Below are 19,026 nucleotides of genomic sequence, written 5' to 3' on the forward strand. Positions count from 1 at the left end.
TTTTTTTCTTGTCCCTATCATAACAAAATCTCCCTATAAAGCGAAGACGATCGAAATCTGACTGAGTTGGATTGAAGCCGCGAAACTATGAAAACTACGAGTTATGTCATGTAATGAATAATGATGATGAATTTATTCTTAATATTTCTCCGAATAATCATTATAATGATATAATGTTTCAAATAACCCTATCCTTGTTGATGAAATCGGATTTTTGCATGACATGAAAAGAATGCAATGGAGGATGCACCCAAAATGACCATTCACAACCTCAAATCATTCATCGTATCCACTTTCACATTCCGAGTAAATTGGAATCACTTTAAGTCGAAGCTGCTCTTAAGATACGTTCTGTCTTATATTCTGATCTTCCTGATTCCCCTGACGGGAGTAACGATGTTTGTTTATGATAGCGCTGTCAGCGGGCTTCGTACCGAGATTGAACAATCCAACATCAATCAATTGAACCAGGTGAAAATGACCATCGACTCCCGTATCGCGGAGCTTCGGGAGCTTTCCGGCCGAATCGCTTACGACAGACGCTTAACCCCTTATATGGTCCGTGATGATTATTACAGAGTGGAAGCCATACAAGCTTTGGCCAACTATAAGGCAAACAGCAGCATCATTGAAGACATCTTCTTATACTATCATAACGACCCGATTATCTACTCTTACCGTGGCCTGACGAATGTTAACGTTGCGTTCGATTCCTTCTATCGTTATGAGAACTGGAGTCTGGAAGATGTCACCCTTGCGCTGAACGAAACGAATCAGATGGTAATACGACCGGCCGAGAATGTTACGATCAACAGCTCCAGGCAGGAGACGATGCTGACCATCATCGTACCGATCAAGCCCAATGCCCCCTATCCGTACGGGAGCGTTGTATATATGGTAAAAGAGTCCAATCTTACCGGGGTCATGGATTCCATTCTTAGCGATTTCACCGGGAGCAGCTACATTCTCAATCAAGATGATGAAGTGCTTACTGCGAGCAATCACGGTGTAACCCTGTCTCAAGAGCATCTCGGGACATTGGCTGCGCTCGATGCCGGCATACACAATCTCTCCCTGAATAATGACAAGTATTCCGTCGTATCCGTCAAATCCGGGGAGAATGGATGGAACTACATGACCATCATGCCAAGCTACCAGTTCTTCAGCCGGGTCGCTCATGTACAGACGCTCATACTGCTGGTGTTTGGCATCGCCGTCATAACCGGAGTGCTTGCCGCTTTTGTGCTGGCTAGACGCCAATATCACCCGATTAAGGATTTGATGGAATTCGCCAAGCTCAGAGTTAGCGATACCCCAGAGCCCAAAACGCGCAATGAATGGGAATGGATTCGTCAGACCCTTCACGATTACAGCACCCGGATCGATATGCAGGAGCCCTTCGTGCGCAACCAATGCATGCTGCTTCTGCTGAAGCACGGCAAGCCGGATGATCCCGAAATCGAGCGAATGATCGCCGGAGCCGGATTGGAATCTCCCCAAGAACAAGTCATTTATTTCTGTGTGATTCTGTCCTGGGAAGAAAACGATGCGGCCGAGGAAGTCGTCCAGAAGGATCGTCAGCAGGTGCATGAAATTCTCAGCCATGTTGAACCTTCAGGACTTCAAGCGAATATCTATGGCGTTGAATTCTCAGCCGATAATCAATTTGCGCTGATCGTATCGCTTCCTGACCCTGGCCAAGATTCGCTGAAGCTCCGGATGGAGCAGATCATTCGCGCGGTCCAGGGATTGATCTCCGAGAACACTCGGCTCGATCCGAGCATGGGCGTAGGTACGCCCTACCGGGATTTGGGGCAGCTGAACCAATCCTTCATCGAAGCCGCAACCGCACTCGAGCACCGAATGGTCGGCAGCAGCCGAATCACCTATTTCGACCAGTTGGCTGAGCAGAATCATCCTGTCGCCAAAGGTGTATGGCTTCCAAGAAAGTCGCTGCTCAAGCTGGAGCAAAGCCTAAAGCAAGGCAACGAGTCGGTGGCTGTGCAGATGATCGCCGAGATGATGGAGACCATCCGGAGCGAACCGCTGCAAATTCATCTGCTGCGCTGCATTTGCTTCGATCTGCTGAACGCGCTGCTTCGGTCCGCCTCTGAGGTTGGAATGAACGAAGCATTCAGCAGCATCTCGGACTATACGTCGTTTGAGACGCTGGAGGAATTTGAGGACAAGCTGTTGTCGCTCACGACAGAGATTTGCGAGAAGGTTGAGCGTAACCATGAGCGGGCAGCACCTAAACTGATCGATGATATCGTACATTATGTAAATCAGCAGTTTGCCGACTATACGCTCAGCCTGGAGCATGTTGCCCTTAAATTTTCCGTCTCTACCTCTTACTTAAGCCGCAGCTTCAAAGAGAAGACCGGGATCAGTTTCTCGCAGTATATCTGGAAGAGGCGTACGGAGGAAGTCATTCGGCTGCTTGTGACGACAAGCGCTCCCCTGAAGGAAATCATCGAGCAGGTGGGCTACCTGGATGCACCCAATTTCATCCGCAAATTCAAGAAAGAAACCGGGCTTACGCCCGGTCAGTACCGCAAACAACATCGCTCGAATAGGCTGGATATATAATAGAAGGGCCCTTAGGAGAACTTGTCTCGAAAGGGCCCCGATGCTTTTACCTCACTCACTGCGGTTCGTTCAAGATATGCTCTACCAGCTCATCGACCGGCACGGTAGCCAGTGCAATTGCAGTGTCGGTCACACCATAATAGATATAGAGCAGACCGTCTTTGACCACGTTTCCTGTCGGGAACACCACATTCGGAATTTGATAACCGAATTTCTCATAATAGGTTTCCGGTTCCATAATGTAATTTTTCGTTCTTGCTATGACCTTCTCAGGGTTGTTCAGGTCAAGAAGCATCGCCCCAACACGGTAAACGACCTGATCATCAACGCCGTGGTAAAGGACCAGCCAGCCTTTATCGGTTCGCACAGGCGGCGTGGCTCCGCCGATTTTCCTGGATTCCCATGCCGGATTCTCGGCTTTGGCCAGAAGCTTCGGCTCTTCCCAATGAACCAGATCCTCGGAGTACGTAATCCATATCGCCGCGCTGTCGGTTCCGTAAGCTGCACCCACGTATTCCTCCGGACGGCGCAGCAATGCATACTTTCCGTTAATCTTCTCAGGAAACAAAATGTTGTCGCGGTCATTGATATCGAGCGGTGTCGTATCGGCAACGAATTCCCAGTCGATCAGATTGTCCGACTTTAGAATCGAAGAGCGAGTGAGCCAGTGGCCCTCCTCCTCCCCCCAGCCGTCCGGATATTTGGGAATCGACCGCTCCGGTATCCCCGCTCCTGTCGGATAGTAACTCATGGCGCATGGCCTAAGGGCATAGTTTAGATAGTACGTGCCGTCAATTTTGACAATCCGCGGGTCCTGGACGCTTCCATATGGAAAGCCCAGCATGTCAGGCGTCACGATCGGCTCGTCCTTCACGTGCGTAAAATTCACCCCGTCTTCACTCTCCAGCAGTCCCAAAACATTCTTGCAGGGCGTTAGCGAGCCTGCGGTACGCTCAATCATGTAAAACTTGCCGTTGTCTATAATAACCGCAGGATTGAATACGGTGACTTTACGCCATTCGTACGTTCCCGGAACGACGATCGGATTGTTCGGATGTCTCGTAATTTTCATAGGCTATGCCTCCACATTTGTATGATATTCAGGAGATTTATCAGGCCCTCTATCATTTTATGTTTAGCTCGACTTCCAGCGGTCATATGCGCCTTGATAGATTTCGACGACCCGGTCGGCACCCATTTTCTTCATCGTGTTCAGGTAGTTATCCCAATTGGACAATGGTTCTGCTCCGGTCACGAACTTCGCCTCCATCTGTTGTACATATGTGCTCAAATCCGAGTTCAGGCTGTTAATCTCGGTTTGCTCTTCAACGGTAAGGAACAAGGCAGGGAACGGAGGTCTGGCTCCGCGATCCAGCAGCTTTTCCTTCGTCTCCTTTTCAACCCACTGGTCAAAGTCGGTCTTCAATCCTTTATTGATATCGTCCGTGTTGATGGTAGGAGCCGGAATGCCGTAGTTTGGCGTCAAAGTCGCACGGTAGTCCTCCATTTCCATGCCGTCCGGCACAGACAAATAGCGTTTCACGCGATTAGCTTCATCCGTATACTCCCACAGCATGCCTTCCGGTCCTTTGTTGAAAAAAAGCGACCCTTCATAAGAGTAAAGGTAGTCCACCCAACGCATCGATGCTTCAGGGGCAGGATTGGTCACTGAGATGGCAAAAGCCCCTGTCGTAATCCCTCTGTTCTTGGCGATGGCCGGCTTGTCTACCAAATCGCTTTTCACCGGAGCGAACATCGGATCCTTGGTGGACGGCTCTCCCCCTTTGGTCATGTAGGCATGCCAGTCGGAGAACAGGGCCACCTGATTGTTCTGTGCCTTGGCCTTTTTCTGTTCTGCGGTTTGCGAATAGCTTTCGTGGTCGAGCAGATCCTCTTTCCATAGACGGTTCATATAGACCAGATACTCTCTGAAGCCCTCTTCTATCGGGGTATAATGAACAACATCCTCATCGTCTACATAAATTTCGTCTTCATAGACGCCGAAAGCGCCAAGAAGCCAAGTACGAATATCCCGAGCATTGGTCGTCGCCGTCGATACGGAAGAGATCGGGATTTCATCGGCGACTCCATTGCCGTTCGGATCCTCTTCTTTTACCCGCTTCAGGAAGGTATAGAGCTCCTCGGTCGTCTCCGGAAGCTTGTCGATATTCAGGGCCTCCAGGAAATCACCGTTGTACCACATCGGGTTCCGATACCAGTGCTGGCTTAAATCGACCGCAGGCAAGGAGTAGATATGTCCATCCGGAGCCGTAATGGATTTACGGATCTCCGGAATTTCATCCATCAGCGCCTTGAAGTTCGGAGCATATTCCTCGATGAGCTCCTCCAGCGGAATCAGAATACCCTGCTCGCCATAGTTCATCTGTTCGGCCGCCGTCAAACCTGCAGCATAGAAAACATCCGGGTAATCGCCGCTGGCAAATACGAGGTTCTTCTTCGTATCAAAGCTATCCTTCGGTGCATTCAAGTATCGGAATGAAATGCCCGTCTTTTCCTCCATCTGCTGCAGCACGACCATATCCTTCCAATTCTGAACGCCGACATCAGGTGCCATCATGGTCAGCGTAATCGGTTCATTCATAATCGGGAAGCCTTCCTTATTCACGGCGGCTGCTTCCGTTGACTTTGTTCCGGCAGATTTCGTATCGCCGGCCGAACCGCATCCGGCGAGCAGGGACAGGGCTGTCAGCCCCGTCAACACCAGCTTCCAAGGTTTGCTTGTCATCTTCATCCATGTTTCCTCCCTTTGCATATTCAAGCTCATATCTTATAAAACGCTTTCATTATCCTTTTACAGAGCCGATCATGACCCCTTGGACAAAGTATCGCTGTAAAAAAGGATAGAGAGCCACAATCGGCAGCGTAGATACAACGATAACCCCGTATTTAATCAATGATGCCGTTTCGGCTTTGGAATTCATGGCCCTGGCAGCATCCCCGCTGATCCCGGCGCCGGTCGTCTCCGCCGTCATTTCCTGAAGAACCAGAATCTGCCGCAGCACCATCTGCAGAGGATACTTGCTCTCATCGTTGAGATAGATCAGAGCCGGAAAATAGCTGTTCCAGTGACTGACCCCGTAAAATAATGCCATGACTGCAATAATCGGCGCGGACAGCGGCAGAATAATGCGGACGAACAGCTTCAGGTTGGTACAGCCGTCCATATATGCCGCTTCCTGCAGTTCCTTGGGAATCGTCGTCTGGAAGAACGTCCGGGCAACGATGATATTCCATACCGATGCGGCTACGGGAAGAATGAGCGCCCCCATCGTGTTGATCAGTCCCAAATTCCGGACGACGAGATATGTTGGCACAAGACCTCCGGTAAAAAACATCGTGAACAGAATAAATCCCAAGAACAGTTGACGACCAACCAAATCCGACCTGCTGAGCGCATAGGCTGCAGGCAGTGTCACGGCCAGGTTCAACAGCGTTCCTATCCCAGTATAAACGATCGTGTTCAGGTATCCGTTCCAAATCTTCGGGTTTTCGAAGACCAGCTGGTATCCGGCCCAGGTAATCTCCTTGGGAAACAGCCACATCGCACCGGAATTCACCTGCTGCGGGCTGCTGATCGATGCGCTGAGAATATATACGAGCGGATACAGAACAACAATTAGAGCGATGCATAAATAGATATAAACGCTGCCGAGAAAAATCTTGTCCCACTTCGATTCCTTCATCGCGGTAACCAATGCACTTCCCTCCTTTCTACCATAGGCTGTTCTCGCTGGTGCGTCTGGCAATCCGGTTGACCGTTACCAATAGAATGACGTTGATCACGGAGTTGAACAGGCCAACGGCTGTCGAGAAGCTGTACTGCGCGTCGACCAGACCGGTCCGGTAAACATAAGTTGAAATGACATCGGAAGATTCCATATTCAGCGAGTTCTGCAGCAGCAGTATTTTTTCAAAGCCAATCGTAAGAATGTTGCCCATGTTCAAAATCAACAAAATGGTGATCGTTGGGAGTATGGCCGGGAGGTTGATGTGCAGCAATCGTTTGAAACGACTGGCGCCATCCACAATCGCGGCTTCATGCTGCTGGGGATCGACCCCGGACAGCGCGGCCAGATAGATAATGGTCCCCCATCCGGTGCTTTGCCAGACCCCGGACAGAACGTACACGGTCTTGAACCACGCCGGATCCGACAGAAAGTTCGGCGCATCGATGCCCATCCATTTGATCAATTGGATCAGGATGCCTGTGGACGGCGATAAGAAGGTAATAATCATACCCGCCATGACAACAACGGATATAAAATGAGGCGCATACGTAACGGTCTGGACGATTTTTTTGAAGGGACCCGTCCTGATTTCGTTGAAAGCGAGCGCCAGGATGATCGGCAGCGGAAACCCGATGATCAGCTCGTAGAAGCTGAGGCTGAACGTATTCCAGAGCAGATCCCAGAAATAGTAGGAATTGAAGAAACGCTCGAAATGATCGAAGCCCACCCATGGGCTGTCCATGATTCCTTTGCTGGGGATAAAGTTCTTAAAGGCAATCTGGATGCCGTACATCGGCGCATAGTGAAATACAAGGAAATACAGTAAGGCCGGCACCAAGAACAGATAGAGCTCCCAGTTCACCCTGATTCGTTTACCAAGAGACGTTTGGTTTACACCTGGATTAGGCGGCTTCGTTTCGCGTTGGATGGAACGTCTTCCGGATATCACAGCAAACAGTCTTCTTCCCTTCATGTTTCCCCTCCTTTCTTACATCTCGATTCATGTCAGGTTATCTGGTTCACTCACGTACATCACGTTTCAGTGATAAACAGGTAACGCTTACATTCCAAAGTGTAGAGAAGACAGCATGACATCGTAAATGTGTAAGATGTGCATTGTCATCCGTCAGTCCGGCGAAATCCCGCTGCTGTCCTTTATTTTTCATCCGAATCTCCGCGATTTTTGCTCTTATATGATGCGGAGTATGTGTAACATATGAACCTGTTATTAGGATTCATATGTTACATATTGTGCTCCATCAAGCGTTGTGTGAACATGGCCTACGAACACCGAATATGCGTTAACTCGTACGAGACAAGAACGGACAGAATTAAGATAGCAAGCAGGAGGAGAATGGAGTTGCCAGCAAAACTCTAGTTCTGCTATGCAGTAGTTTGCTTTGAGCTCGTCAACCAGGGTGAGCTTTGGGGCAAGAACTTGAGCTTTGAGCAATCCAAATAAAAAAACCACCAACTTTAATTGATGGTTTTTATACTGGATACTGTTTCGCTGTGTGGCGTCATAATTTTTGAGAGAAAGCACTGTAAAAACACTAATATATCAAGAGGCGTTTTCATAATTATTGAGAAGGACTATTAAGAAAACAAGAATAATCGTATTAAAATTCATAATTGATGAGAATATCAGCAATCGAGGAACTGAATAAATATACAAATTAATGTATTTAGTGTATACAATTAGTCTCCAATACGATTAATGCACAAAAAAAGACCTCGATAACTGATCGAGGTCTGACACTTAGCTTGTTTTACACTACTTTTTGAATCCTACTATATCTAGCGACTTCTGATGAAAACTCAGGAATTTCGTTACCTGCACAAACAAATTTCACACTAAATTTCTCTGAAAGGAATCTTAAAAATTCAAAAACCTCAAAACTGTGTCTGCTAAATTTAATTTGCTGAATGTCATCAATTATCAGAAGAGAAATGTCCTTATTACTTAGGACAATCTCTAAATATTCATATAATTGTGAAGTCGTTCTATTAACATTAGGAACTCCTAATGTCTGAAGTATACATTTTAATATGGATTAGGAGATTTTAACTCTAAGGACGGTAGATCCATATATAAAGCTCTTGTATTATCTTCACAGTATTTTTTCAAAAAGGTATTCCCCGTTTCCGTTCCAGAAGCAGCTATAACAAAGGTGATTGAAGTCTTGATTTGTATGCTCATTTAAACTCCCCCATAAAATATCAAATTTTGAAATAAATTTATGTATTTTAGTAAGAATTTGTAATTATAATCGTTATATTATTGTACACCGCATTAAAGTAGCTGTAAGGGACACTTAAAAAACTTAAAAAGGAGGGGGAAGTTAGTATTAAAGTAATTTTATGTATACTAATATAACGCTTACAAGGAGTGAGTAGTTTGACTTTAACTAGTAAAAAATTCGTAACATGTTTAGCAGTAGTGGCACTTTCGTTCTCTGCTTTTTCTACAAGTGCATTTGCCGCAACAAAAACTTGGACCAATAATACATTGACAAATTGGGACAAACCTATTTCCGGAACTTTTACAGCTGAAAAAATTTCATCCACTCTAGCATATAACGAGTTGGATTTTTGGTGGTCTGCTAGCCAAGTTGACTATATGTCATGGGTGGCAAATTACCCTACCTTTGATTTTAGGGATAATGGAAAGAGCGCTCTTGATTCTGGTGGCGGTGCCTCAAGTAACTTACCTGATCCTAAGTTCGATTTCGAGGATGATAATTCAGATGGAAAAGTTGATGAAATTGAGGTTGTAGCAGTCGGGAAAGCTGAAATTCAAGATTTGGTCGATTATAATTTTTATGCTTCATGGTCAAAGTCTGGTTCCAGTAACCCTTACATGATTGCTTATTCGTCTATGAGTGGCTCTCCATTATTTCCAGGTGGAGATTTCAATACTATTCCAAACTCTACAGATTCATTGGCAGGTCATTACTGGAATGATTTATCGACAATGTCAACTTTGATGTTAGATCAGTCTTACATACCAACCTGGGACGAAAAAATGGAAATATTGAATCAAATTGAGCTTCAGAGTAATGACTCCGAGGGACAGGTTGTGAGCCCTTCCTATAAAGGTCTGAAGACTGCAGATGACATTGCTTCATATATAAGTCTGGCCGATAGTGTCTTATCATCCGCTGTAGATCAAGAATACAAGTATAAAATTACTTTTAACAAACCTTTAACTCTTGAAGAAGTCACTACTATGAATGAGCAGAACCAACTTAGTTCTTCTGTATTTTATGCTCGTGCATTTAATGAAAAAGGGGATAGAGTTACAATTGCACTTAATGGTCTTAATGAAGATGTTCTAAAACAAATAGTAGAAAATCAAAATCTTGATTTCAAAGGCTTTATCGAAATCGAAGGTCAAGCAAGTAGTGATGATTTAAAAAAAGCTAGAGATTCAGAAGCTAATATTTTCTCCGTTGAAATCGGGACAGAAGGAATTCAGCCGAATGGCCTTTACTGGAAACTGGAGAATACAAGAAATTAAGAGCAATACCAATCTTATAAAAGTTACGAAATTAACAAGGCGATCGCTCTGTGAGAGTGATCGCCTTGTTAATTATTTTTCTAGATCAGTTACTTTGTTAATTACGGAAGGGAGAATGATTATAGAGCATCTCGATAAATATAAAGGTTTTTGTTACTTAGGAAGTGACGTTTGTTTTACCAAAAGCAAGCATTGTAGCTATGCCTCCCCAGAAAGCAAGAACTAACAATATTAAATGTAAAAAAAGCCCCAGTAAACTTGTCGACGAGAAATCTGCACTTCCCACATAAAACCACAAAAATAGTGGAGGTAATTGCGCTAAAATTAGTAATAACATGGAAAAAAGCGTGATTCCTAAAATAAAGCGTTTATAACGTTGGCTTTGTGATAAATTATATAAGAAAGAACCGGCAAATAATCCGAAACCACCAAAAACAGCAAATAATGCCCACTTTTCTGTAGCCATCGTGGCTTGAGTTATTTCTGGACCGAGAGATATCGGTAATCCTAAATTTAGAAAATAAGGTAGGTACAAAAAACCAGTAAAAACTGATAATAAAGAAACTAATCTGATGATGAATGGGAAGTTTCTAAATCTTGTAACAGTCATAATCTTAATGCCCCTTTCATGTTATAGATTACATTGTCTTTATAAATTATATATTATTATATACATTTTAATCCTTTATATCCAATTTTATTTATTTCCTGCATTGAGTTTAGATGGATCTGTCATGGGAAGGGACTTATGGCTATTCATTTTGGGAATTAACATCTACAACTATCAAAAGCGTTTCAACCTCCACATCTTGCTACAGCAATAACTTAAGACTAAGCAATGTAATAATTTCTGTGAAGTGAGTTCAGGTACATCAATGAGACTAATCCAAACTATGAATTAGGAGGAACAGAAATGAAAAAAGCCAAAACATTAATAACGATATTACTATGTTGCACAATCATTGGTTGCAATCAATCCAAGGTAGAGAAAGGTGACTTTATTTTTGATAAGGTAATTAACGATGATAACACACCTATGATTGCGGTCGTACGAAATATATCTAAAAATGACGCAGCCAATAATGAGTTGTCCGACTATTTAAATAATGATAATCCAGACGATGTTATTTATTACCACATAACAGATATTAAATTATACGAGGATCTAGAAATTGGTGAGAGAGTTACGGTAACAGCTCCAACTACTTTGCTTACGAGCCCGCCTCAAGCTATAGCGATAGAAGTTAAAAGATATGAAGATAAAAATTAAAAACCGAAATGTTAAAAAAACGGATCCTCTGATAGTAAGTGAATTTACAGTAAATGCTAACAACAAAAAAAATTTCAATAAATGGTTAACCTATCACGAGGTTTATGCGTTCTATAAATAGAGCCAAAAATTTATTGAAGGGATTGAGGTTGTGAAGAGAAAATTGTCATCATTTATAATAATTGTCTCATCGTTCTTTTTGATAACAGGAACGGCTTTTTCTGAAACCAAACAAGTATCTGTCTCAAGTAATCTGGAAAGCAATGAAAGAGGGGAAATTAAAGTAGACCTTGGCCCCGCGCCTCCAAACGCCATTAAGTCAGTTATTCCTTTTGAAGAAAGTAATCCTGAGAAAACTAAACGGGATGAGGATCATGGAGAAATCTCTATCTATTTGCAAACAAATTATAGTGATATTTATGGGGGAACCTATACCTCTATTGAAGGCCAAAAATATTTTCTATTAACCGAAGTAACCCCTGAAATAGAGTTGGAAATTCGGAAATTAAGTGATTTTCCGGATACTTTTGAGATTAAACAAGTACAATATTCAGAAAAGCAACTGGAAGCTGTGAAAAACAGTCTGTCCCAATCGGCTAAAGCCTTTGATTTGCAAGGCGTTGGACTAGATATTGAAAACAATCGTGTTTTAGCCATTACTACTACTCAACCTAATAAAGCAAATGAAGCAGCTATTTTAAAAGAGGGGAATTCTGATATTATCCACTGGAAAGTAAACGAAGAGAAAGCGGTTTACGAACCGTTAGCCTATAATATGTATCCCGGAGAACAAATTGATATGCAATCAACAGCAAGCACGAATTTTTGTTCATTATCCTTTAACGGCAGAGCAAATTTAAAGGACGTTGGGGTAACGGCGGGACATTGTGGAAACCGGACTTGGTATGACGTATCTGATGGATCATCCTCCATTGGTAAAATGAGTAACGCTGTTTTCTCAGATAATTCATTGTTTGATGCCGGGTTCATCGAGTATGTTAGCGGGGTTAATCCAAGCTATTATTTGAACGGTAATACGATGACAATTGGTACTACGGATTATTCTGGTATTCATCGGGAGGTAGGGGATTATGTTTACATTCATGCTGTTTCAGGAGTAGGGAATAGCTACGGATCCTTAAGGATTACGATTACTAACTATGACTTAATCGGTGGACCCACGGACATGGTTCTTACACAAAATAATAGCTCACTTCTTCCTGGTGATAGTGGGGCTTTGGTTTACTCACTGGCACATAACGGGACTAAGAACTATGCAAGAATCGAAGGAGTTTTCGGTGGAAGATACCAAGAAACACCGACAAGCACTAAGTACCTTACATTCTCCAAATATAGTCGAGTATTTGATGGTTTAGGTATGTCTGGGGTCTATACGGATCCGTCTTACTAAATTCATAATCCAGCAAGGAAAGAGATTTAACCGTGGGGGACTTTTTATCAGTCTTCCCCACGGCTGTAAATTAAAAATAAGAACTAGATACCAAACAAATTCCATCCTATCTTCTCCCTCTGTCTAAATAATATCTCATCTCAATATCGAACGCGTTCTCGATAAATATAATCGACCTAAAACCCTAGGTTTTCATGACACAATTTTGACTACATAAAAATCATGACCACCCGTCCAATGAACTGCACCCCAATTGTTAGACACCATCTAACATTGGAGGTGCAGTTTTTTCTATGGCTAATTTTAGTCCGGACGAAAAATTACAAGCGGTTATACGTTATCAAAATGGATCAGAAAGCATGAAATCGATTGCGAAATCAATAGGACTTCATCATACTGTCCTATTACATTGGATTAGACAATATGAGCACCATGGTGAAGAGGTCTTTAAAAAGCGCTATACACCGTATTCCGTACAGGATAAACTAGACGTACTTAATCATATGAAAGAACACGGGACGTCTATTAGAGAGACAGCTGCAGTATTTAATATTGCCAGTCATAGTACCATTCTAAGCTGGCAAAGAAGCTTAGAATTACACGGAATAGACGCCCTACAACCAAAGAAAAAGGGGCGTTCATCCATGAAAAAGGATCCAAAACAACTGAATGATCAAAAGCCTGTAGAGGGGTCTGTAGAGGCTTTACAAAAAGAGATAGAACTTTTGCGTATGGAGAATGCTTATTTAAAAAAGTTGAACACCTTAGTTCAAAACAAGGAAAAATCACCAAACAAGACAAAGCGCAAGTAGTCTATGAACTAAGGAACGAATTTTCGGTGAAAGCACTTCTGCAGCTCGCAGATATCCCTCGTAGCACGTATTACTACTGGGTGAATACATTCGGTATGCCGGACAAAGATTCTGAGTTAAAGGACGTTATTCAAGCGATTTACGAGGAACATCAGGGGCGTTACGGTTATCGCCGTATTCGAGATGAGTTAGTGAACCGCGGTCACCATGTAAATCATAAGAAGGTGCAGCGTTTGATGAACGTGTTGGAGTTGCTGATTCGGAGTTAAGAATGTAAAATCCCGACTCATTTTAATTTTATCCCCGTAAGCTTTCAGCACCCACATGCAGAAGTTATGAAAAGTGCCGATTCTAACTCGTTTTTGATTTACCCCAAAGGAAGCAACTCTCGAGCTCATTTCATTAGCTGCCTTATTAGTGAAGGTGATTGCAAGTACTCGTTTCGCCTCAGGCAACCTGCCTGATTCAAGCATGTAGGCGATTCGACTTGTAATCACACGCGTTTTGCCCGTACCAGGACCAGCGAACACCATAGAGTTTCGATCAAAAAAACGAACTGCCTCTAATTGTTGGGGGTTAAGACCTTCAAGACATTTCATCGTTGGTATCCACATCCGATTCATTAGTATTGTAGCCCGCCAATGAAATCACAAGATCAAGTGTGTTTTCGAGGAATTCTCTGGGGAAATACTCCGAGAATCGTTCCCCGATCAGTCTGCCTGTTGTCCGCCCTTTTATCTTGCGGAAACCACCAGCGAGTGCTTTACGAACTTCGAGATCAGCCTCTTGTACACTTTCTACGATCGAAACGCATTCTGAGAGCTCAGCTGACATCTTGCGAAGCGCCTTAATTTGGCCTGCCTTATCCCCGTCGAAACGGTTTAAGGCACCTTTCAGATCCGAGAACACCTCATCAATTCGTTCACGGGGGCAGCGATTCCTCAAGGAAACTGATCAGCTCTGCGATTGGGGCATGCAGGCAGACATAGCCTTCGATATCTCCCATATCCACATGCCTTGGCAATTCAAATATGTTATCCGTAATCTCTTTGATTTGATCAAGTTCTTTATCGTGTTTACTATCTTTTGAATCGTAATCAATCATTGCTACATGCTTAAGTTGCAACTGAATATTCTTTTTGATATCCACCGTCGATGAGGCGGCAACAGTCAGCCGCAGGAGGTCACTCACATCCGGAAGATCAATAATTTTGCGTGTAACCTTCGTGACGCCCCCTATAAATTCACCGATATCGATATTGTCTTTAAGTGAATCTCCCGCTTCATCCAGTTTATCAAGAATAACTTGTTCTTCAGCCGATATATCGATCTGCTTGAGAATTCGCCCGAACATGCTCCCTTTATTAGACTTTATTGCTCGATAATCTCTGAGCGCGTCTTGGTAGTAAAACGAGATAAGCCGCTTTTCGCTAAAGTTCACAGAGCGCTCAGGCTGTCTTCCATAAACTAAGGAAGGCTCGCTTTCTTTGGTTTGTTTATCAAACACGCAGGTGAAGACAAGAGGCAAGCACCACTGTTCCTTTCCATCCATTTCCTCACTGTCGACGATTCCAATAAAGTGCGCTCTTAATTCATCGCTTAGGTCTGAGAATGTGACTTCAACTCTTATGGGCTTGTCTAGGTCGTAAAAATCAGTTTCCTGAAACTCTAATGTCCTTATAGATCTCTCAGGATTAAAGAGATAATGGAGGATAGTCAAAATACTAGTTTTGCCTGCGTTGTTTTCACCAACAAGCACCACCATGTCCATACCGTTTACTACTTTTGGCACAATCAGAACTTCTTCATCAAAGTTCCTAAAGTTACTCACTCGAAGTTCCTTGATTCGCATTGTGTTCCCCTACTCTCATAAGTATTCTGCCAGTTAAAACAATTACAGGTGCTGTAACGCTAAAAATCATGTTTGATTAACCCCATTACATTTACACAAGAGATTAAAAACATGCCATCAGCGGACACCGGGGTTGGATTGTACTTTTTTCATCTGATTCAAGCGTAGTATCGCCGGACCTTCGGGATGCCTCATATATTCAGTCCGATCCCGCATGCCTGATCTCACCACGTGAAAAACCTTATATATTTATGTACATAAAAACACACGGCAACAAAAATTTCATGTTGCCGTGTACGTGGTGTAAAGTTCATGTCGCTTCAATTTGCTTCATAATTTCATTGATGTAATAGCGTGGTAATGAAAGTTTGAGCGGGATGATAATGCATTCAACTTAATATGAGAACACCCCGCTCCTATATCATTGTTTTTTTGAAGTTTTTTGCCCATTTTAGTTTGAACATTGAGAACATTGAATACATATGCATTTATTAGAATCCGTACAAATTTCTCAAGTCAAATGAAATAATTTTTCAAGAAAAATGGCACTGTTCTTACTCAGATTGAAAAATCACAACAGTCAAAAAAAGCTTCAGGTATCGCTAGCACAATTTCCACATAACTAGCCAATGTATAACGGTGCATAAAAATACATTTATCATTAATTATGAATTTTTTTCTCACTAATTTGAAAAATCTTCTCAATAATTATGACGCCACACATTTCGCTTATTGTTGCTGCTTCTTGTTTCGGAATTACTTCATCACTTTAGCCAGCTCGGTGAAAATAACCCCGAGCGCATACGCGCCCGCATCCGGGTATCCGATGCTGCGTTCGCCTACCGTGCCCGCTCTACCCATCCGGGCAACGATATCCGCCGTCTTCTGCGCGCCGAGCACCGCTGCTTCGGCCGCTTTGACCGCTGCCGGCTTCATGTCTTCGCCTTGCTCTCCACTCTGCGTCCATGCATCCGCGAACGGCACGAGCGCATCAATCAGCGTCTTGTCGCCGACGACGGCTCCTCTTCCGAAGGACCTTTCACCCGTATCCTGAATTCCTTTGACGACGGCCTGCATCATCTCCGCGACCTCATGAACGGACAGCTCCTGCTTCTGCCCTGCATATTTGCTTGCGGCTCGGAACGCCGATCCCCAGATCGGTCCTGAAGCCCCGCCGCAGTGCTCCATAATGATCATTGAGCAGGCGTCGAGGAAATCGCCGATATCACGATGGTGATGGGTAAGCAGATCGTTCCACTCCGATTTGAGCTGCTTGAAGCCCTTGGCGACGCTCATCCCGAAATCGCCGTCTCCGGCATGAGCGTCGAGCTCGCAGAACGGCACCTCGTTCTCGATGATGACCTCGCTCATCTGATCGATCAGATACACGATATTTTGCAAGGATAACCGGTTGTTCTTAATCACCGCTGCTGCAGCATCCGTATTGTTTTTGTACGATACCGCATTCCCTGACTTCTGTTTATGAACAACCTCGGTAAAGTTTACTGGCTGGAACGATCCCTTAACTGATAGTGCAGGCGTATCGCATGGCGCAGACAGCCACTTCTTGAGCGTCTCGTCCAGCTTCATGATCGTTACCGATGCGCCGGCCATATCGATGCTGGTCATATAGTTGCCGACAAATCCTTTGAATACCCGCTTGTTTCGGGCCGTCAATTCACGTATTACGGAATTGTTCAGTAAATACAGCTCCTGCAGCGGCGTCCCGCCAAATCCGTTGATTAGTACGGCAACTTCGGCTTCCAAAGCATCATCCAGCTCCAGGTTGTCCAGCAAAGACGTAACCATCCGCTGCGCCAGCTCATCCGCAGAAACGGCTTTCTCCCTGCGGATTCCCGGTTCGCCGTGAATGCCGACGCCATATTCCATCTCGCCATCCTCGATCTGAAACGTCGGGGTTCCCTTTGCGGGAACGGTGCAGGAGGTAAACGCGAAGCCGATGCTGCGGACATGGTTGATCGCATGCTGCGCCGCTTCTTTCACTTCCGGCAGGGACAGCCCCGCTTCGGCGGCCGCTCCGGCCACCTTATGAACGAGCACCGTTCCGGCAACGCCTCTTCTCCCTACCGTGTAGAGGCTGTCTTCCACGGCGATGTCATCGTCTACCTTGACGTAATCCACTTCAATGCCGTCTTCGCCTGCGAGATGGGCTGCATTCTTGAAGTTCATGATGTCGCCGCTGTAGTTCTTGATAATAAGCAGCGTCCCCTTATCGCTGGCGGAGCTGCGGATCGCTTGGTACACCTGGATTTGGGATGGGGAAGCAAATACGTCCCCGCACACCGCCGCATCCAGCATCCCGGTTCCCACAAATCCGGCATGGGCCGGTTCGTGCCCGCTTCCGCCGCCGCTGATCAGGGTGACTTTTCCTTGATTGATCTCTTTTTTGGAAATTACTTTGTATTTTGGGTCGAACGCCAGCTCGGGATGCGCCAGTACCAACCCATTGCACATTTCCCGAACCAGGGTTTCCGGTTTGTTCATGATTTTCTTCATCTTAGACCTCCTTGCTTGATTTATATTGACGGCCCAACTGGTCAGCCGCCATAATGGCCGATGCGACCGCTTCCTCCGAAATCGGGAACGGCATCGAATGAATGGATTCCTCGGCAATGCATGCCTTCTTGGCAACCTCAAGCAATTCCTCGTAAGTGACATGCTCTATGCCGATGTCCGCCAGGCATACGGGAAGACCGATCGACAGACAGAAATCCAGCACTTCCTTCATTTCGTCCTGTTCCGCATTCTCAAGCACCAATTGGGCAATCGTGCTGAAGGCTACCTTCTCGCCGTGATAATAATGGTGCGTTCCTTCCAAAGCCGTCAAGCCGTTATGAATCGCATGAATCGCTGCCAAACCGCCGCTCTCGAAGCCCAATCCCGATAACAGAATATTCGTCTCGACGATATTCTCCAGCGCAGGCGTCACGATGTTCTGATCGCAGGCCAGTTTCGCTCGATATCCGTTCTCGAGCAGGGTGTCATAGCATAGCTTGGCAAGTCCAAACGCGGTGATCGTTCCCTTGGCCTCGCCGCCGCACGGCAAACCGGCATTGACATTGGAATACGATTGAGCCGTCGCTCTTGCTTCGAAATAGGTCGAGAGCGCGTCCCCCATTCCAGCAACAAGGAATCTGGTCGGCGCTTTGGCAATAACCGTCGTATCGATCATGACGACGCTTGGGCTTTGCTTAAAATAAGCATAATCGTCGAATTCGCCTTCGGGGGTATAAAGAACCGCCGAATGGCTTGTCGGTGCATCCGTTGCCGCAATCGTCGGAACGATAATCAGTGCCTCGCCTTCGGCTACGCATTTTGCCGTATCAATCGCTTTGCCTCCGCCGAGGCCGATCGTGCAGGCACATTGATGCTCCTTGGCCAATGCCTGCAATCTGCTCACCTCCTCCCGGGAGCATTCCCCGCGGAAGCCGCTTTCAACGAGCGTTATATTAAATTTCTGTTTCGTTGCGTCCAGCTTGTCCTTCACTCGGGCAACGTCATCGGGATGGGCGATCAGCAGCGCGGAATCTCCGAATGTCTTGACGAAATACCCCAGATTCAACAGCTCGTTCTCACCTTGCACATATTTTGTCGGACTGATAAACGCCCTTCTCATTTTTCATTCCTCCTAAATTGACTATATGTTTTATTATAGATTGTGCTCATTTGGGAAGCATGAAACAATGAGATCGGAATAAAGCGTTTTCTTATCGTTTTTTTTGTCATCTTGATGGCAAATTGTATTATCTTGTCCTTTAGTAGAATCATTCGCTATAATTATATAGAGTTTCTATTACGTTCA

Annotated in this window: 15 protein-coding genes and 1 pseudogene; 5 read left to right on the forward strand and 11 right to left on the reverse strand. The window is 44.9% G+C overall.

The genetic code is table 11. The annotated features are described in order from the left end of the window. Positions 1-255 precede the first annotated feature (255 nt). Positions 256-2,589: a helix-turn-helix domain-containing protein gene (locus HMPREF9412_RS03750; RefSeq protein ID WP_009590042.1), complete on the forward strand. Its 2,334-nt coding sequence runs from the start codon at positions 256-258 to the stop codon at positions 2,587-2,589. A 55-nt stretch (positions 2,590-2,644) separates the two neighbouring features. On the opposite strand, the gene HMPREF9412_RS03755 is transcribed toward HMPREF9412_RS03750, so the two are convergent. The 5 genes from HMPREF9412_RS03755 to HMPREF9412_RS33635 form a co-directional block, all read right to left on the reverse strand. Further along, a complete protein-coding gene (locus tag HMPREF9412_RS03755; RefSeq protein WP_009589851.1) occupies positions 2,645-3,661 on the reverse strand; it encodes a glycosidase in 1,017 nt (338 codons plus the stop codon). Between the two features lie 63 nt (positions 3,662-3,724). Then, a complete protein-coding gene (locus HMPREF9412_RS03760) occupies positions 3,725-5,341 on the reverse strand; it encodes an extracellular solute-binding protein (RefSeq protein ID WP_009589875.1) in 1,617 nt (538 codons plus the stop codon). Between the two features lie 52 nt (positions 5,342-5,393). Continuing rightward, positions 5,394-6,305 carry a carbohydrate ABC transporter permease gene (locus HMPREF9412_RS03765; RefSeq protein ID WP_009589981.1) on the reverse strand — a complete coding sequence of 304 codons (912 nt, stop codon included), beginning with the start codon at positions 6,303-6,305 and terminating at the stop codon, positions 5,394-5,396. A gap of 16 nt (positions 6,306-6,321) precedes the next feature. Continuing rightward, positions 6,322-7,311: an ABC transporter permease gene (locus tag HMPREF9412_RS03770; protein WP_009590051.1), complete on the reverse strand. Its 990-nt coding sequence runs from the start codon at positions 7,309-7,311 to the stop codon at positions 6,322-6,324. 796 nt (positions 7,312-8,107) lie between these two features. Next, entirely contained in the window at positions 8,108-8,389 is a 282-nt protein-coding gene (locus HMPREF9412_RS33635) for an AAA family ATPase (protein ID WP_083829904.1), read from the reverse strand. Between the two features lie 347 nt (positions 8,390-8,736). Between HMPREF9412_RS33635 and HMPREF9412_RS03775 the strand changes: the two genes are divergently transcribed. Then, a complete protein-coding gene (locus HMPREF9412_RS03775) occupies positions 8,737-9,858 on the forward strand; it encodes a hypothetical protein (RefSeq protein WP_009589800.1) in 1,122 nt (373 codons plus the stop codon). Between the two features lie 157 nt (positions 9,859-10,015). Here the strand turns inward: HMPREF9412_RS03775 and HMPREF9412_RS32465 are convergent, their stop codons facing one another. Then, positions 10,016-10,468, reverse strand: a complete 453-nt coding sequence (locus HMPREF9412_RS32465; RefSeq protein ID WP_133120331.1) for a hypothetical protein — start codon at positions 10,466-10,468, stop codon at positions 10,016-10,018. A 303-nt stretch (positions 10,469-10,771) separates the two neighbouring features. Between HMPREF9412_RS32465 and HMPREF9412_RS03780 the strand changes: the two genes are divergently transcribed. The 3 genes and pseudogenes from HMPREF9412_RS03780 to HMPREF9412_RS03790 form a co-directional block, all read left to right on the forward strand. Further along, the gene (locus tag HMPREF9412_RS03780) at positions 10,772-11,128 is read left to right on the forward strand and encodes a DUF3221 domain-containing protein (RefSeq protein WP_009590036.1); all 357 of its coding nucleotides are present in this window, start codon (positions 10,772-10,774) and stop codon (positions 11,126-11,128) included. Between the two features lie 151 nt (positions 11,129-11,279). Further along, entirely contained in the window at positions 11,280-12,539 is a 1,260-nt protein-coding gene (locus HMPREF9412_RS03785) for a hypothetical protein (protein ID WP_009589838.1), read from the forward strand. 293 nt (positions 12,540-12,832) lie between these two features. Continuing rightward, positions 12,833-13,605: pseudogene (locus tag HMPREF9412_RS03790) on the forward strand (helix-turn-helix domain-containing protein); the annotation flags it as partial. Here HMPREF9412_RS03790 and HMPREF9412_RS03795 read toward each other — a convergent pair. The 5 genes from HMPREF9412_RS03795 to HMPREF9412_RS03815 all read right to left on the reverse strand — a co-directional run bounded on the left by HMPREF9412_RS03795 (position 13,540) and on the right by HMPREF9412_RS03815 (position 18,840). Continuing rightward, positions 13,540-13,974 (reverse strand): UvrD-helicase domain-containing protein, encoded by a 435-nt coding sequence (locus HMPREF9412_RS03795; RefSeq protein ID WP_083829905.1) that lies wholly within the window; start codon positions 13,972-13,974, stop codon positions 13,540-13,542. The pseudogene HMPREF9412_RS03790 and the gene HMPREF9412_RS03795 sit on opposite strands and share 66 nt — an antisense overlap. Next, positions 13,937-14,185 (reverse strand): hypothetical protein, encoded by a 249-nt coding sequence (locus HMPREF9412_RS32770; RefSeq protein WP_175320734.1) that lies wholly within the window; start codon positions 14,183-14,185, stop codon positions 13,937-13,939. The genes HMPREF9412_RS03795 and HMPREF9412_RS32770 overlap by 38 nt, the downstream gene beginning before the upstream one ends. A gap of 88 nt (positions 14,186-14,273) precedes the next feature. Further along, entirely contained in the window at positions 14,274-15,203 is a 930-nt protein-coding gene (locus HMPREF9412_RS03805) for an AAA family ATPase (RefSeq protein WP_036671113.1), read from the reverse strand. A gap of 756 nt (positions 15,204-15,959) precedes the next feature. Then, positions 15,960-17,720 carry a dihydroxyacetone kinase subunit DhaK gene (gene dhaK, locus HMPREF9412_RS31940; RefSeq protein WP_009589825.1) on the reverse strand — a complete coding sequence of 587 codons (1,761 nt, stop codon included), beginning with the start codon at positions 17,718-17,720 and terminating at the stop codon, positions 15,960-15,962. Between the two features lies 1 nt (position 17,721). Further along, entirely contained in the window at positions 17,722-18,840 is a 1,119-nt protein-coding gene (locus tag HMPREF9412_RS03815) for a glycerol dehydrogenase (protein WP_009589903.1), read from the reverse strand. Between the last annotated feature and the right edge of the window lie 186 nt (positions 18,841-19,026).

Origin of the sequence: Paenibacillus sp. HGF5 (assembly GCF_000204455.1) — a bacterium.
Lineage (GTDB): Bacteria > Bacillota > Bacilli > Paenibacillales > Paenibacillaceae > Paenibacillus_AQ > Paenibacillus_AQ lautus_A.

Excerpts from the sequence above, each read along its gene's own strand:
- HMPREF9412_RS03755 (WP_009589851.1), bottom strand. The coding sequence starts at position 3,661 with ATGAAAATTACGAGACATCCGAACAATCCGATCGTCGTTCCGGGAACG.
- HMPREF9412_RS03805 (WP_036671113.1), bottom strand. The coding sequence starts at position 15,203 with ATGCGAATCAAGGAACTTCGAGTGAGTAACTTTAGGAACTTTGATGAA.
- HMPREF9412_RS03795 (WP_083829905.1), bottom strand. The coding sequence starts at position 13,974 with ATGAATCGGATGTGGATACCAACGATGAAATGTCTTGAAGGTCTTAAC.
- HMPREF9412_RS03815 (WP_009589903.1), bottom strand. The coding sequence starts at position 18,840 with ATGAGAAGGGCGTTTATCAGTCCGACAAAATATGTGCAAGGTGAGAAC.
- HMPREF9412_RS32465 (WP_133120331.1), bottom strand. The coding sequence starts at position 10,468 with ATGACTGTTACAAGATTTAGAAACTTCCCATTCATCATCAGATTAGTT.
- dhaK (WP_009589825.1), bottom strand. The coding sequence starts at position 17,720 with ATGAAGAAAATCATGAACAAACCGGAAACCCTGGTTCGGGAAATGTGC.
- HMPREF9412_RS03770 (WP_009590051.1), bottom strand. The coding sequence starts at position 7,311 with ATGAAGGGAAGAAGACTGTTTGCTGTGATATCCGGAAGACGTTCCATC.
- HMPREF9412_RS03760 (WP_009589875.1), bottom strand. The coding sequence starts at position 5,341 with ATGAAGATGACAAGCAAACCTTGGAAGCTGGTGTTGACGGGGCTGACA.
- HMPREF9412_RS32770 (WP_175320734.1), bottom strand. The coding sequence starts at position 14,185 with ATGTCAGCTGAGCTCTCAGAATGCGTTTCGATCGTAGAAAGTGTACAA.
- HMPREF9412_RS03750 (WP_009590042.1), top strand. The coding sequence starts at position 256 with ATGACCATTCACAACCTCAAATCATTCATCGTATCCACTTTCACATTC.
- HMPREF9412_RS03780 (WP_009590036.1), top strand. The coding sequence starts at position 10,772 with ATGAAAAAAGCCAAAACATTAATAACGATATTACTATGTTGCACAATC.